The 16,168-nt window shown below is 30.7% G+C and carries 9 protein-coding genes; 2 read left to right on the top strand and 7 right to left on the bottom strand.

The window, feature by feature from the left end; all coding sequences use genetic code 11:
* Complete coding sequence (locus tag H518_RS20580; protein ID WP_028889545.1) at positions 1-675, top strand: ion channel; 675 nt, start codon at positions 1-3, stop codon at positions 673-675.
* A 29-nt stretch (positions 676-704) separates the two neighbouring features.
* Here H518_RS20580 and H518_RS0113420 read toward each other — a convergent pair whose 3' ends face one another.
* On the bottom strand, positions 705-1,472 hold the full coding sequence (locus H518_RS0113420; protein WP_028889544.1) for a LytR/AlgR family response regulator transcription factor: 768 nt from the start codon (positions 1,470-1,472) through the stop codon (positions 705-707).
* The gene (locus H518_RS20575) at positions 1,472-2,521 is read right to left on the bottom strand and encodes a sensor histidine kinase (protein WP_051263774.1); all 1,050 of its coding nucleotides are present in this window, start codon (positions 2,519-2,521) and stop codon (positions 1,472-1,474) included. The genes H518_RS0113420 and H518_RS20575 overlap by 1 nt, the downstream gene beginning before the upstream one ends.
* Before the next feature lie 188 nt (positions 2,522-2,709).
* On the opposite strand from H518_RS20575, the gene H518_RS0113410 reads away from it, so the two are divergent.
* A complete protein-coding gene (locus H518_RS0113410) occupies positions 2,710-3,384 on the top strand; it encodes a TrmH family RNA methyltransferase (RefSeq protein ID WP_028889543.1) in 675 nt (224 codons plus the stop codon).
* 110 nt (positions 3,385-3,494) lie between these two features.
* Here H518_RS0113410 and H518_RS0113405 read toward each other — a convergent pair whose 3' ends face one another.
* From H518_RS0113405 to H518_RS0113385, 5 genes are all read right to left on the bottom strand, one after another.
* Positions 3,495-5,804: a DNA topoisomerase 3 gene (locus H518_RS0113405; protein WP_028889542.1), complete on the bottom strand. Its 2,310-nt coding sequence runs from the start codon at positions 5,802-5,804 to the stop codon at positions 3,495-3,497.
* Between the two features lie 301 nt (positions 5,805-6,105).
* On the bottom strand, positions 6,106-6,702 hold the full coding sequence (locus H518_RS0113400) for a hypothetical protein (RefSeq protein WP_028889541.1): 597 nt from the start codon (positions 6,700-6,702) through the stop codon (positions 6,106-6,108).
* A 188-nt stretch (positions 6,703-6,890) separates the two neighbouring features.
* Positions 6,891-8,279: a dihydrolipoyl dehydrogenase gene (gene lpdA, locus H518_RS0113395; protein WP_043706928.1), complete on the bottom strand. Its 1,389-nt coding sequence runs from the start codon at positions 8,277-8,279 to the stop codon at positions 6,891-6,893.
* A gap of 231 nt (positions 8,280-8,510) precedes the next feature.
* Positions 8,511-10,286, bottom strand: coding sequence for an arginine--tRNA ligase (gene argS / locus H518_RS0113390; RefSeq protein ID WP_028889539.1), 1,776 nt, complete (start codon positions 10,284-10,286; stop codon positions 8,511-8,513).
* Positions 10,287-10,460: 174 nt separating this feature from the next.
* Positions 10,461-16,121 (bottom strand): T9SS type B sorting domain-containing protein, encoded by a 5,661-nt coding sequence (locus tag H518_RS0113385; protein ID WP_028889538.1) that lies wholly within the window; start codon positions 16,119-16,121, stop codon positions 10,461-10,463.
* Positions 16,122-16,168 lie beyond the last annotated feature (47 nt).

The raw sequence follows: 16,168 nt of genomic DNA, 5'->3' as shown, positions 1-16,168 counted from the left end.
ATGTTAGAAAGATTATACTCACATCGATTTAGTATTTTTTTTATTAGTCAAATAGTAATATTATTTGGCTCATTACTAATTCCTTCAGGTGTTTTTGAAAGTTTAGTACTATCTATATTTTTTCTAATAAATATTGTTGCAGGTATTGTTTTAGTATCAAAAAGCAAGGGTTTTTTATGGTTCTTTATAGGGCTTTTATGCATACTATTATCAAACTTTATTTTTAAGCTAGAAGAAAAACAATTGCTATTTAGATACATAAAAATGGCAGGCTATTTTTTGTTTTATGGTTTTGTAGCCACGCAATTAATTAAACAAGTTTGGCAAGCTAAAATTGTAGATAGAAATGTTATTTTTGGTTTAATTAGTGGTTATATCTCATTAGGTTTAATTGGTTTTTTTATTTGCCTAGCAATAGAAATTTCAAATCCTGGTTCTTTCGAAGGCTTAAAAGTGATAGCTTCAAATACTGATGCTTTAACAGAACAATTGATGTATTTTAGCTATATAACCTTGTTAACTATTGGTTATGGTGATATATTACCAGTTACTACTTTAGCTCAAAAAGCAACTATATTAATTGGTTTAATGGGACAAATGTATTTAGTTGTTATTACAGCTATTGTTGTTGGTAAGTACATTAACCAATCTGCAGTTGCAAACAAAAAAGATTGACAAAGGAAATTAAAAGACAAAAATTAATATTAAGAATTAATCCAGTCTTTAAAATCTTTAGATTTTGCTCTGCTAATTACAATTTTTTCTTTGTTAATAGGATTTATATTTAATATTAACTTACCTGTAAAATAGGGTTTTATGTTTACTATAGAATCTCTGTTAATTATAAACTGTCTATTTACTCTGTAAAATTGCATTGGATTAATTTCTTCTTCAATATCTTCTAATTTTTCATTAATTATAAATGATTTATTATTAAAAGTAACAGCCTTAATTATACCAGTATCAATAGTAAAAAAAGCAATGTCATTTATTTTTAGAGGTAGTAGCGTATCTTGTTTTTGAACGAGATACGTTGTTTTATATGTTGAGGTTTCTTTTTTAAGGAGCTCTAAAAGTCCTTGAATTTGTGTTTGAGGTTTTGCTACTTCAGGTGTATTGTTTAATTGTTTAAACTTACCAATAGCTTTTTCTAATTCTTCTTTATTAATGGGTTTTAATAAATAATCTACACTATTTACTTTAAAAGCTTTAATAGCATATTGATCATAAGCTGTAGTAAAAATTATAGGAGTAGTTATGTTTACTTTCTTAAATATTTCAAATGAAATACCATCAGATAAGTGAATATCCATAAAAAGTAAATCTGCATCATTGGGTTCAGACAAATAAGAAATACTAGATTTTACAGAATCTAAAACTTTTAAAACCTCTATATTCTGATCTATTTTATTTAATAAAAACTCTAACTGTTCACTTGCTGTTATTTCATCTTCTATAATTACAACTTTCATTATAATGGTAGTTTAACTTTAAAATTATTATTTGCCTTGTCAATAGTTATAGTGTCTTTCATTAATAATGAAAAACGTTTTTGTATATTTTTTAATCCTTTTCCTGTAGTCGGACCGAATGTAATTCTTGGCTTTATTTCGTTTTGAACTATTAATGTATTTTCTTGATTAAATACTTTAACAATTAAAGGGTTTTCTTTTGACGTTTCGTTATGCTTTACTGCGTTTTCAACAAGTAATTGTAAAGATAAAACAGGAATTTTATAGTTTAATAAATGTTCTTGAATATTCACATTTACTGAAACTCTATCCTTATATCTTGCTTTTATTAAATGAACATAGTTTTTTAAAAAATCTAATTCTTCTTCTAAAGTAACTACATCTTTTTCTCCACTTTGTAATATGTATCGGTATAGATAAGATAATTTACTAATAAATGTTGTTGCTTCTTCATTATCTCTAACTAAAGCACTCAAGGAGTTTAAAGAATTGAATAAAAAATGAGGATTTACCTGATTCTTCAAAGCCATTAATTCATTTTGTAAACTATGTATTTTAAGTGCTTCTTTTTCAATTAAATCATTTTTGTGAATAACTTGATAACGTAACAATTTAGCTATAAAAATTAAGGTTAAAAAAATTATAGTATAACCAAAATATAGCAGCTCAATTTCAGATTTTGAAGCTTCTTGTTTTGTAATAAATGGTGAAATAAGAAGAAAAAATTTAATGACAATAAAAAATAAGACTACATGAACAATTATATAGATGCCTATTTCTATATAGAAATTTTTATTCTTTAAATGTTTATACCAATTAGTATTTAGTTGAAGTATGAACCACGAAACTGAAAACAGAAATATCAATCTAAATATAATATCTAATAAAGGTATATTCAAAGTGTTGTTAGTTTCTGATGAAAAATTATTAAATACTGATAATGCTTTATGTAAGTTAAATAGTATTGAATCTAATATAGCAATCATTATTATAATTGCTTGATTAACTTTTTGAGATTGCCAATTATTGTTATTTAAAAGAGTATTCATATAAATTCAAAATTACACTAATTTAAAGTATGTATATATTAACTTGAAATAAATTTTAATCAGAAAGATTAAGAAAGTTATTTAACTAATGGAGTAGCGTATAAGTTTTATAAAAACGATCAGTTTTTTAAACTATCCATTATAAGTTTTTATGAAATTAAAGAATGAAATTTTAGTATGTTTGTTGTATGATTGATGAAGGATTATTAGCGTATTTAGAAGGTTTTATTACAGATAAACGAAAAGATACATTTAACAGAGTGTTAAGTAAGAGAACACGCCATTTTTCGGTTGTGTTAGAAGATATTTTTCAACCACATAATGCAAGCGCTGTTGTAAGGAGCTGTGATATTTTTGGGGTTCAAGATGTTTATGCGATTGAGAATAGGTTTACAAATAAAGTATCTAGGCATGTTGCAAAAGGAAGTCAGAAATGGTTAAACATTAATAGATACAAAGAAGACGGTGATAATACCAAAGCTTGTTTAGAAGATTTACGAGCAAAAGGATATCAAATTATTGGTACAACACCACATACTGATTCTTGTGTGTTAGCTGATTTTGATGTAACAAAGAAATCTGCTTTTGTATTTGGTGCTGAAAAAGACGGAATTTCTGATTATATAAAACAGGAAGCTGATGGTTTTTTAAAAATACCAATGGTTGGTTTTACTGAGAGTTTAAATATATCGGTTGCAGCTGCGATAACTTTAAACGATGTAACTTCTCGTTTAAGAAAAACAGCAGTGAACTGGGAATTATCAGCAGAAGAAAAAAGAGTGTTATATTTTGAATGGATAAAAAATACAATTAAAAACCCTGATAAATTAATTGAACATTACCATAATGAGCTTAATAAGTAAATATTTAGATGTAAACAGAATATTAGGAACGTCATTGCGAATGAAATGAAGCAATTCTATTCTAAATAGAAGGATTATTTCGTTCATTCTTCACTCGTGATGACGATAATTTAATTAGAACTTATAATTTTTAACACCAATTCTTTTGTTAATGGTTGTCCGTTGGCTATTTTTTTGATGTTATCAAAAGTAAAAACAAACTTACATCCATTTTTATAATTAGAACATCCATAAGCCGATTTACCTTTTAAAACAGTTCCTTTTTTACATTTTGGACATGTAATGGTATCTGGAGTTTCAGTTGTTCTCGACTCCGCTCGAACTGACACTTGTTTAGGTTCTAATTTTAAATTGAAAGCGTCATCAAAACGAACCAAACCTTCAATTTTTGTTTCTCCTTGTTTAAAGCCTTTTAAGTTAGTAGTACAGCCTTTATCAATTAAACGAATTAATTGGTTTTCAGAAATTTTCTTAGCCATAAAATCAAAAGGTAATTTAAAATTACAACCAGTTTTATAAGCTGAACAACCGTATGCAGAACTTCCTTTTAGTAATTGCCCTTTTTTACATTTTGGGCACTCTTTACCAACAACAGCCTTTTTCTTAGGTGGTGTTTTTTTAGGTTTTACTTTTTTAGTTTCACTTTCTGAAGAAAGGCGTTTTGTTTTTGTGCTAGAGCGGACTTCATATACTAATTCGTCCACCATTTTTTTCATGTTATTAATAAAAGTACCAGCATTAAAATCTCCTCGCTCAATTTCTTTTAAACGTTTTTCCCAGCGACCAGTTAATTCAGCTGACTTTAATAATTCGTTATCAATTAAATCAATTAAATCGATACCTGTTTGTGTAGGAATTACTAATTTTTTTTGACGCTCAATATATCTTCTTCTAAACAATGTTTCAATAATACTTGCACGAGTAGAAGGACGACCAATACCGTTTTCTTTCATTAATTCACGCATTTCATCATCATCAACCTGTTTACCTGCCGTTTCCATAGCACGTAGTAAACTTGCCTCTGTATAATTACGAGGCGGTTTGGTTTCTTTTTCTAAAAAGCTAGGCTCATGAGGTCCTTTTTCTCCTTTTACAAAAGTAGGAAGTGTATTTGCTTCTGTTTTTTTAGTGTCATTTCCGTTTTCAAAAACAATGCGCCATCCTTTTGATAAAATTTCTTTACCACTTGTTTTAAATGAAATTTTATCAACTTCACCAATTACAGCGGTATTGGCAACTTCACTTTCTGGATAAAAAACAGCAATAAAACGACGTGTAATAATATCATACACTTGTTGCTGATTGTATTGTAAATTATTTTGAATTCCAGTAGGAATAATAGCGTGGTGATCGGTTACTTTTTTATCATCAAAAACCTTTTTTGATTTCTTTATTTTCTGACCTAATAGTGGTTTTGTTAATTGACTATAATTCGTTAGTTTACTTAAAATACCTGCTATTTTCGGATACACATCATTTGGTAAAAAGGTAGTATCAACCCTTGGGTAGGTTACTACTTTCATTTCATAAAGCTTTTGAACCATTTTTAATGTTTCGTCAGCAGAAAACCCAAACTTATTATTACAATATACTTGTAAACCCGTTAAATCGAATAATTTAGGTGCGTATTCTTTTCCTTTCTTTTTGGTAACTGAAGTAATCTCAAAATCACTTTCTTTTACTTTATCTGCAAAAACCTGACCTTCTTCTTTTTTTAGAAAACGACCTTCTTCATAACTAAATAAGGTTTCACGATATAAAGTTTGCAATTCCCAATAAGGTTGTGGTTTAAAATTTTCAATTTCTTTAAATCGATTAACCAACATGGCTAGGGTAGGAGTTTGTACTCTACCTACAGATAATACTTGTTTGTAACCGCCAAATTTAACGGTATATAATCGAGTAGCGTTTAAACCTAGTAACCAATCACCAATAGCACGTGAAAAACCAGCATAATAAAGATTATCATATTGTTCAGCAGGTTTTAGGTTGTTAAAACCATCTCTAATAGCTTCTTCGGTTAAGGAAGAAATCCATAAGCGTTGTACTTCTCCTTTATAATTAGCTTGGTTTATTACCCAACGTTGTATTAATTCTCCTTCTGTTCCTGCATCCCCACAATTAATAACAACATCAGCTCTTTCAAATAAAGATTTAACGATGTTAAATTGTTTTTGAATACCTCCATCGTTTGTTACTTTGGTATTAAAACGTTCAGGAAGCATTGGTAAATTATTTAAATCCCAACTTTTCCAGTGCGCTTTATAATCTTTAGGCTCTAAAAGAGTACATAAATGACCAAAAGTATAGGTAACTGCATAACCATTACCTTCGAAATATCCATCTCGTTTGGTATTGGCTCCTAATATATTAGCAATTTCTCGTGCTACACTTGGTTTCTCTGCGATACAGACTTTCATTATCTCTATTTAGAAGTTCGAAATTACTAAAATATTTATGAATGTTGAAAAATCATTTTAATTTGTTTTTGGTATGCTTAGTTTTAAATAAACGTTTATAATTTAGCTTATGTTGTAAACTTATTTACTGATTAAGTATACAAAACAATATAATAAAAAGAAGGTAGAAGCAATTGTCTACATTTAAAATAAGGGTAAAAGAAAAGCCTCATAAAATGTGAGGCTTTAACTTAAGATTATATTTTTTTATAAATAAATCCTTTGTGTTTTTTATTATTAAGTATTTGTCATGACAGTTAATTTAAAACCTGTATGATAAAGATAATCGTGCAACATCATTGTTTAGGTTAAAGCCAAACCCAGAAACATCCCCTTTAGTTTCTATACCACCATTTACTATTCTATTTTTTCCAGTTCTATAACTAAAGCGAGGTAGTAACTCTACTCCAAAAGCTAAGTTTTCGCTAAAAACATAGTTAGCACCAATAACACCAATTAAAGAAGGAGTGTATATTGTTCTTTCACTCTCATAGTAGTCATTATTATTTTTATTAATATTTTTATACCAGTTATAATTAAAAGCAACATCAAAACCATAACGAAATTCTAAGTTTTTAGTAATAACTTTCCTAAATTCTTTACCAATACTGATTCCTGCTCCTCGATTATAATTTTCGTGAACTTGTTGTTGTATGTTTGTTTCTTCGTCTTTGCTGTTGTTAAAATTTATAGCTAAAATATTAAAACGCCATAGGTTTTTAGAAGTACCTACTTTATAGGTAACTCCGAAGTTGTTTAAGGATGTGAAATTAATACCAACCTCTTGTCTTTTTTCTTGAGCAAATGACATGTTTAACATAGCAAATAAAAATAATACACTTAAAGTGAAATTTTTCATAGTAATTTAGTTTAAATTAATTTAAATTTTAAGTGAAAGAGCGTCACAAATTTAATGCCATAATCAGGAGTTTTTAATTTTCTTTTACTATTCGTTAGTAAAATATGATTGTTAGGTTTTAGATAATTTTATAAAACAAAAAACCTTACCAATTAAGGTAAGGTTTTTTGTTTTTATTTATATAAATACTATAAATGAATTACCTCATCATAAGCATCAGCAACAGCTTCCATAACTGCTTCACTCATTGTTGGGTGAGGGTGGATAGTTTTTAATACTTCATGACCTGTAGTTTCTAATTTACGACCTAAAACAGCTTCAGCAATCATATCGGTAACACCAGCACCAATCATATGGCAACCTAACCATTCACCGTATTTAGCATCAAAAATTACTTTTACAAAACCATCAGGAGTTCCAGATGCAGTAGCTTTACCAGAAGCAGAGAAAGGAAATTTACCAACTTTTAATTCGTAACCAGCTTCTTTTGCTTTTTCTTCAGTTAAACCAACAGAAGCAATTTCTGGAGTAGCGTATGTACAACCAGGAATGTTTCCGTAATCGATAGCTTCAGTATGTACACCAGCTAATTTTTCAACCAAAGTAATTCCTTCGGCAGAAGCAACGTGTGCTAATGCAGGTCCAGGAGTAACATCTCCAATAGCATAATAACCAGGAATGTTAGTTTGATACCAGTCGTTTACTAAAATTTTATCTCTATCAGTTATAATTCCAACATCTTCTAAACCGATGTTTTCAATATTCGTTTTAATTCCAACAGCCGATAATAAAATATCTGCTTCTAAAGTTACTTCTCCTTTTTTGGTTTTTACAATAGCTTTTACACCATCACCAGAAGTATCAACAGACTCTACAGAAGAACTAGTCATTACTTTAATTCCAGCTTTTTTGAAAGAACGCTCCATTTGCTTAGAAACATCTTTATCTTCAACAGGAACAATATTCGGCATAAACTCTACAACAGTAACCTCAGTTCCCATTGAGTTGTAAAAATGCGCAAATTCAACACCAATAGCACCAGAACCTACAACTATCATAGATTTTGGTTGGCTTGGTAAGCTCATTGCTTCACGATATCCAATTACTTTTTTACCATCTTGTGGTAAATTAGGTAATATTCTAGAGCGAGCACCAGTAGCGATAATAATATTATCAGCGCTATATTCAGTTACAGATCCATCTTCAGCAGTAACATCAACTTTTTTACCTGTTTTAATTTTACCAAAACCGTTAATAATATCAATTTTGTTTTTCTTCATTAAAAAAGAAACACCTTTACTCATTCCTTCAGCAACACCACGACTACGTTTAATAACAGCTTCGAAATCTTTATCGATTGCTTCTGCCTTTAAACCATATTGATCAACATGTTTTAAGTAATCGTAAACTTGAGCAGATTTTAATAATGCTTTTGTAGGAATACATCCCCAGTTTAAGCAAATTCCACCTAAATTTTCTTTTTCAATTACTCCAACCTTAAATCCTAATTGAGATGCTCTAATTGCAGTTACATATCCTCCAGGACCACTTCCTATTATTAATACGTCGTATTTCATGTGTATGTCTTTATTGTTGTTTGTTTATTATTTTTATTTATGTCACTTCACTTTAATTGTTTTCTCAAAATTATATCGAGAATTTTGGCGTTCGAGCGGGCTTTCACTACTCGCTTTTTTAGTTTTGTTCTCGATACAAATTTATTCATTCTTCATAAATTTACTCGAACTGACAACTAAAAAGAGCTCAAACACACCGTTCAATCCCTAACGCATGTACTTGTTAATTATCTACATTCTCTCAGGAACCTGAATTCCTAATAAATTAAATGCTGATTTTATAGTATCGGCTACCTTTTTAGATAACTGAACTCTAAATACTTTTTTATCTTGATTTTCTTCTCCTAAAATGTGTACGTTTTGGTAAAAAGAATTGAACTCTTTTACTAATTCATAGGTGTAATTAGCAATTACTGCCGGTGAATAATTTTTAGCTGCTTGCTGAATTATTTCAGGATATAATTCTAATTGTTTTATTAACTCTTTTTCCTTTTCATGTAAATCAATAGTAACTTCTTTCGAATAATCGAAATTTGCTTTTCTTAAGATTGATTGAATTCTAGCATAGGTATATTGAATAAAAGGCCCTGTGTTTCCTTGAAAATCTACCGATGCTTTTGGGTCGAACAAAATTCTCTTTTTAGGGTCTACTTTTAAAATAAAATATTTTAAAGCTCCTAAACCTATAATTCTATATAACTCTTCTTTTTCTTCGTTAGAATATCCTTCTAATTTCCCTAATTCTTGTGAAATTGTACGAGCTGTATTTGTCATTTCATCCATTAAGTCATCAGCATCAACAACTGTTCCTTCACGAGATTTCATTTTTCCAGAAGGTAAATCTACCATTCCGTAACTTAAATGATGCAGTTGCTCTGCCCAAGAATATCCTAATTTTTTTAAGATTAAAAATAATACTTTAAAGTGATAATCTTGTTCGTTACCAACCGTGTATACCATTCCGCCAACATCAGGCATGTCTTTAGAACGTTGTATAGCAGTACCAATATCTTGTGTCATGTAAACTGCTGTTCCGTCTGAACGTAATACCAATTTTTCATCTAAACCATCATCCGTTAAATCGCACCAAACAGAACCGTCTTCTTTTTTATAGAAAACACCATTTTTTAGTCCGTCATCAATAACATCTTTACCTAACAAATAAGTATTACTTTCGTAGTATAATTTATCAAAATCTACTCCAATACTTTTATAAGTAACATCAAACCCTTTATAAACCCAAGAGTTCATTGTTTCCCAAAGAGCAACAACTTGTTCGTTTCCAGCTTCCCATTTACGTAACATTTGTTGTGCTTCAATAAATAAAGGCGCTTGCTTTTTAGCATCGTCTTCAGAAATACCTGAAGCGACTAATTCAGCAATTTCTTTTTTATATTCTTGATCGAATTTTACATAATAGTTACCAACCAACTTATCACCTTTTAAACCTGTTGATTCTGGAGTTTCTCCATTACCAAAACGTTGCCAAGCCAACATCGATTTACAAATATGAATACCACGATCGTTAATAATCTGTGTTTTGTATACTTTTTTACCTGAAGCTTTTAAAATTTCAGCAACAGAATACCCTAATAATACATTACGTACATGACCTAAATGTAAAGGTTTGTTTGTGTTAGGAGATGAGTATTCAACCATACGAGAAGAATCATCTGCAGAAGGGGTAATAAATCCGTAAGAAGAATCTTTGGTAATTTGATTAAAAAAGTTAGTGTAAAAACTATTGTCAATTACTAAGTTTAAGAATCCTTTTACCACGTTGTAGTTGGTGATTTCTGTTACGTTTTCAACTAAAAACTTCCCTAAATCTTCACCAATTTGAACAGGGTTTCCTTTTTTATACCTTAAAAGAGGAAAAACCACCACGGTGATATCTCCTTCAAAATCTTTACGAGTTGCTTGAAATTCTACTATAGGAATTTCTATATTATATAAGGTTAAAAATCCTTCTTTTACTTTGGCTTCTATTAAGGTTTGTACGCTCATTAGTTGTTGAAAATTGAGCAACAAAATTACATAATTTATTTGGATGATATTAAAAGTGAAACTAACAATTTATAAAAGGGTTTAGTTATTTGTTTTTTTTATCAGGCATAAAAAAAACTACCCAATAATTTAAGATGAAATTATTGGGTAGCAGTTTGTTAATCAGCATGTTTTTTATTTTCTCAACAAACTAAAGTTACCCGTATCTTGTTTTTGGTTAACATACTCTATTAGGTACCAATAATCAGTAGAAGGCATTTTTTGACCATTATAATAACCATTCCAATTATTATTTTGAGGGGTAAGTTTGTTAATTAATTTCCCATATCTGTCATATATATTAATGAAAGAAAAAGGAATTAATGCGCTATCTATTTCCCAAGTATCATTTTTTCCATCTTCGTTTGGTGTGAAATATGATGGTATTTTTGCACAAACATTAACGGTTACTTTTGTTGTACTCGTTTTTGTAATCATAGCTCCCATACAGTTAGGAGCAGTTACCGAAATAGTGTAATCACCTTCCATTGCAAGAGTAGCGTTTGATATTAGCATATCTTTAGTATTAGCAGTAAAACCATTTGGTCCTGACCAACTATATGTTGCCCCAATAATATCATTAATATCAATAGCTATTTCTTTGGTAAAACACGTAATTAATGTAGTAGGTGTTGCTACTTTAAAACTTTCGTTTACAATAACGTTTGTTGTACTTGTTTTGGTTTCTAAGATACCTGTACAGTTAATAGCGTTCACAGAAACGGTATAGTTACCTGCATTAGTTATAGAAATATTAGGTATGTTAATTTCTCTAGTATTTGCAGTAAAACCATTTGGACCTGACCAATTATAATCTGCTCCAGTAATAAGATCGGTGCTAATAAATAACAATTCTGTTTCGCAAATCTCAATAGGAGTAGGGTTTTGGTTAATGGTGAATGTGTTTTCGTTTACAGTAACAGTTGCTATAACTTTTTTAGTTTCGATAATACCTAAGCAATTTGTTTTAGTAACAGAAACAGTATAATTACCGCTTGCATTAGTCGTTATATTAGGTATTTGAATATCTTTTGTAATTGCTGTAAACCCGTTTGGTCCTGTCCAACTATAAGTTGCTCCGGTAATACTTTCGGCACTTATGTTTAGTGTTTGTGTTTCACAAATAGTTATAGGGGGCACAGAGGCTAGTGTAAAAGAATTTTGATTTGTTTTTACAGAAATAATTAACACTTCCCCGCATTGATTTACTACACTAGGTGTAAAAGTATAATTTGTAGTTCCAATTATATTAGTATCAATAGTTGTTGTATTCCAAGTACCTGTAATTCCATTATCAGATATTGTAGGTAATACATTTGCAGTGGCACCTTCACAATAGGTAGTTAAAAAACTAAATGTTGGTGTTTCTGTTGCATTAACAGTTACTGAAATGGTTGTAAGTGCTCCACACTGATTGGCGTCATTTGGAGTAAATACATAATTCGTAGCTCCAGTTATATTTGTGTCAATAGATGTTGTATTCCAAGTACCTGTAATTCCATTATCAGATATTGTTGGTAATGCATTTGCAGTAGCACCTTCACAATAGGTAGTTAAAAAACTAAATGTTGGTGTTATCGTTGCATTAATCGTTACAGATATAGTTACTGCTTCTCCACATTGATTGGGGTTATTTGGAGTAAATACATAATTTGTAGCTCCAGTTATATTTGTGTCAATAGATGTTGTATTCCAAGTACCCGTAATTCCATTATCAGATGTTGTAGGTAATGCATTTGCAGTAGCACCTTCACAATAGCTAGTTAAAAAACTAAATGTTGGTACTACTGTTGCATTAATTGTTACTGAAATGGTTGTAAGTGCTCCACACTGATTGGAGTTATTTGGAGTAAATACATAATTTGTAACTCCAGTTATACTTGTATCAATTGTTGCTATATTCCATGTACCTGTAATTCCATTGTCAGATATTGTAGGTAATACATTTGCAGTGGCACCTTCACAATAGGTAGTTAAAAAACTAAATGTTGGTGTTTCTGTTGCATTAACAGTTACTGAAATGGTTGTAAGTGCTCCACACTGATTGGCGTCATTTGGTGTAAATATATAATTTGTAGCTCCAATTATGTTTGTGTCAATAGTTGTTGTATTCCAAGTACCCGTAATTCCATTATCAGATGTCGTTGGTAATGCAGTTGTAGTTGCACCTTCACAATAGGTAGTTGTAAAAGTAAATGTTGGTGTTGTCGTTGCATTAATCGTTACAGATATAGTTACTGCTTCTCCACACTGATTGGCGTCATTTGGAGTAAATACATAATTTGTAGCTCCAATTATGCTTGTATCAATAGTTGCTATATTCCAAGTACCTGTAATTCTATTATCAGATGTTGTAGGTAATGCATTTGCAGTCGCACCTTCACAATAGGTAGTTAAAAAACTAAATGTTGGTGTTATCGTTGCATTAATCGTTACAGATATAGTTACTGCTTCTCCACACTGAGTGGGAGTATTTGGGGTAAATATATAATTTGTAGTACCAATTATGTTTGTGTCAATAGTTGTTGTATTCCAGGTACCTGTAATTCCATTATCAGATGTTGTAGGTAATGTATTTGCAGTCGCACCTTCACAATAGGTAGTTGAAAAACTAAATACAGGTATTACTGTTGTATTAATTGTTATAGGAATGGTTACTATCTCACCGCATTGATTGGGGTTATTTGGAGTAAATATATAATTTGTAGCTCCAGTTATGTTTGTATCAACAGTTGTTGTGTTCCAGGTACCCGTAATTCCATTATCAGATATTGTAGGTAATACATTTGCAGTTGCTCCTTCACAATAAGTAGTCGTAAAAGTAAATGTAGGGGTGATATTACTATTTGTATTAATAGTTACTGGAATAGTTACTGCTTCTCCACATTGATTTGAGTTATCGGGTGTAAATATATAATTTGTAGTTCCAGTTATGTTTGTGTCAATAGTTGTTGTATTCCAAGTACCCGTAATTCCATTATCAGATGTTGTAGGTAGTATATCTGCTGTTGCTCCTAAACAATAAGTAGTTGTAAAAGTAAATGTTGGAGTTACAGTTGAATTTACAGTTACAGTTGTTGTGCTAGTTAAAGTTTCATTAATACCAGAACAGTTTACTATTGTTGCTGAAACAATATAATCTCCTGCCGCAGCTAACGGAGTATTTAATATTTCTATGTCTTTAGTTGTTGCTGTAAATGAATTTGGCCCTGTCCAAGCGTAAGTAGCTCCAGGAATATCATTAGCGGCTATATTTAAAGTAGTACTTTCACATAGCTCTAGGGTTGTTGGCGTTGTAACAGTAAATGTATCGTCTGTTACAATTATGTTTGTGGTTTTAATTATTTCACATCCAAAGAAATCAATTTTTAGGGTATAAATACCTTCATCAGCTTTTTGAGCATTAGTAAATACATGTGATTTTGTAGTAGCTATTTCTGTACCCATTGGGTTTACCCACTGGTAGGATATTCTGGTATCACCATCAAGTATATCTTCAAAGTTATTTGTAACATTTAACGTGAAATCATCGTCTTTACATACCGTTATTTCAGGAAGTGTTTTGTACTCTATATCTTGAAAATTTTCTACGGTAAATAAAAATAACTGACTTCCTGCTAAACCATCACCATAGGTAATGTTTCTGAAATCAATTTTTTGTTGTGTACAATCTTCACTAATATATATGGCATGTACTTTACCTTTTTCAGAATACCTTCTATCTGTTCTTCCTCCTTGTCTTTGAGATGTAGCAGGAATACTAGTCCATAAACGATCTTTTATAAATGCTCCGTTATCTATAATTATTTCAGGTTCTTCACCAAAATTTTCATGCTCAATAATTAGTTTTCCTTTAATTTGATTGGTGTCATCTTCTGATTTTATACCACCAATAAGTCCATCTTTTCCAACAAGGTCTGTACCGTGTAATCTATAGTAAGTGCCTGCATAATTACCTCCTTCAAAAGTAATATCATATCTATATAAACCGAAATCTTCTAAGCCGCTTATAAGTTGAGTAGCAGGATCTGGTTGATTGTTAGCATTAAATAAATCTCCATGAGTTCTGTTAGGGGTGTTTGTTGCTGTAAAATTATGATTTTCAATACCTATAGGTCGTTTTCCTCCACCAGGTTGCGGCCCTATGCCTTTACCATCGTTAGCTGTAAAAGTACCATTGTATTCATAAACATTTGGCCCTTGATATGGCCCTAAATAAGCGGGAACACCTTGTTTTCTAGCAGCTTTATCATTTTTTATAGCTATAGGTGGCTGATGTAGTGTGCCGTCGTAATTATAAATTTGTAACTGACCATTAATATTATTACTTTGAACATACCATCTTTCAGACGGGTCATTGTTGGCATCAATGCGTGGTTTAATAATGTTCCAAGACCATTCACTACCATTTACATTATTTTGGGTATCATATATGTGTAATCTATTATCAGTTGTTTGAATCCTCCCTTGATCTGCCTTTTGAAAAGTTAATAAGTGTACTTTTTTACCAGGTACTACTTTACAGTCTAAAACACGTTGTTTATTTATCCAATCTGTTATTGGCGTTCTTTCAACTTCAGGTAAAATAGTTTCAAAAATATTTATTACTAAATTTCTGGTAGGTAATAATGTGTAGTCAGCAGTTAATCTTCTGTAATATTCTGCATTAAATTTTTTAAAGACGTCTTTGTCTTCAATATATATTTTTTGCATAGCAGTTTGAGCTGCTCCATACCTTTCCCAATGGGCACCTGTACCAATGTCACTTGAAAAGAAATCGGTTGTGGTTAATTGTTCGTGATTTTGAAAATCGTAATCCCAATCAAAAGGCATTCCTCGAGAGTGTCCCCAATGAACTTTAAATTCATCAGCATTAAAAAAATTAGGGTATCTTTCAATAAAAATATCCATAACAATAAGAGCAACAGCTTCAGCCATGCCTTCTTCAAATCCACTAAGCACAGGGGTGTAATGCCATTCATCATCGCTACTTATAACAACATTATCTCTATAGCCATGTAACAATTCATGAATCATTAAACGAGGTTGCGATAAATCGCCATTATTTTCACTATAGGTTGTACTTATTTGATTTGGACCATTATAATAGGTATTAGTCCCAACAGCAAGTCCATCGTTTACAATGTTAACAATATGATTTCGAGATGGTGCACCATATACTTCTTTTATAATAGGATTAACTCTACTGTAAAAAGCTTGCATTTTATCTCTTTGCCAAGTAGCAAATGGGCCTAAACCATTCACACCATATCCCATTTCAATATTAATGATAACTTCATTGGCAGCAGCCCCTAAAGTTTCTACGTTAAAAGACATTGGTTGTGAAACCCAAGGATTGGTATCACCACTAAAATTGTATAGATTAATATAAAAAGTGTCTCCTAAATTAAAATTAGGTGTACCTTCTATTATTGCAGATCTTCTTAGTTCTTCATAAGAATGTCCTCGTGTATTTTTAGCATTAACACCTAATAAACTACCTCTATTTATATTGTTATCACCTGGGGTTGTACCAATATCATAACGATAATAAGAACCCGACTCCCATTTAGCAATCGTATTATGGACACTTTGTACTATGGCAGTTGTACCGGCTGCTCTTAATGCAACAGTATTTTTTGATAAAGATTTTCTTTGTTGATTAAATTCTTGTAACGTTGGAGCCTCAGGGCGTTTTAAACTGATACAAGTGGCAGGGTCATTTTGTTGAGCCGCAAGGGGAGTAATTAAAATAAGGGAAAAAAATAGAAAAAAGGAAAATTTCTTAAAAAACATAAAGGTAATCTGTTTTAGTCTTTACAATAATTTATTGCCTTGAATCT

It is taken from the genome of Tenacibaculum ovolyticum DSM 18103 (genome assembly GCF_000430545.1).
GTDB classification, from domain to species: Bacteria; Bacteroidota; Bacteroidia; order Flavobacteriales; family Flavobacteriaceae; genus Polaribacter; species Polaribacter ovolyticus.
This window is presented reverse-complemented; position numbering and strand designations above follow the sequence as displayed.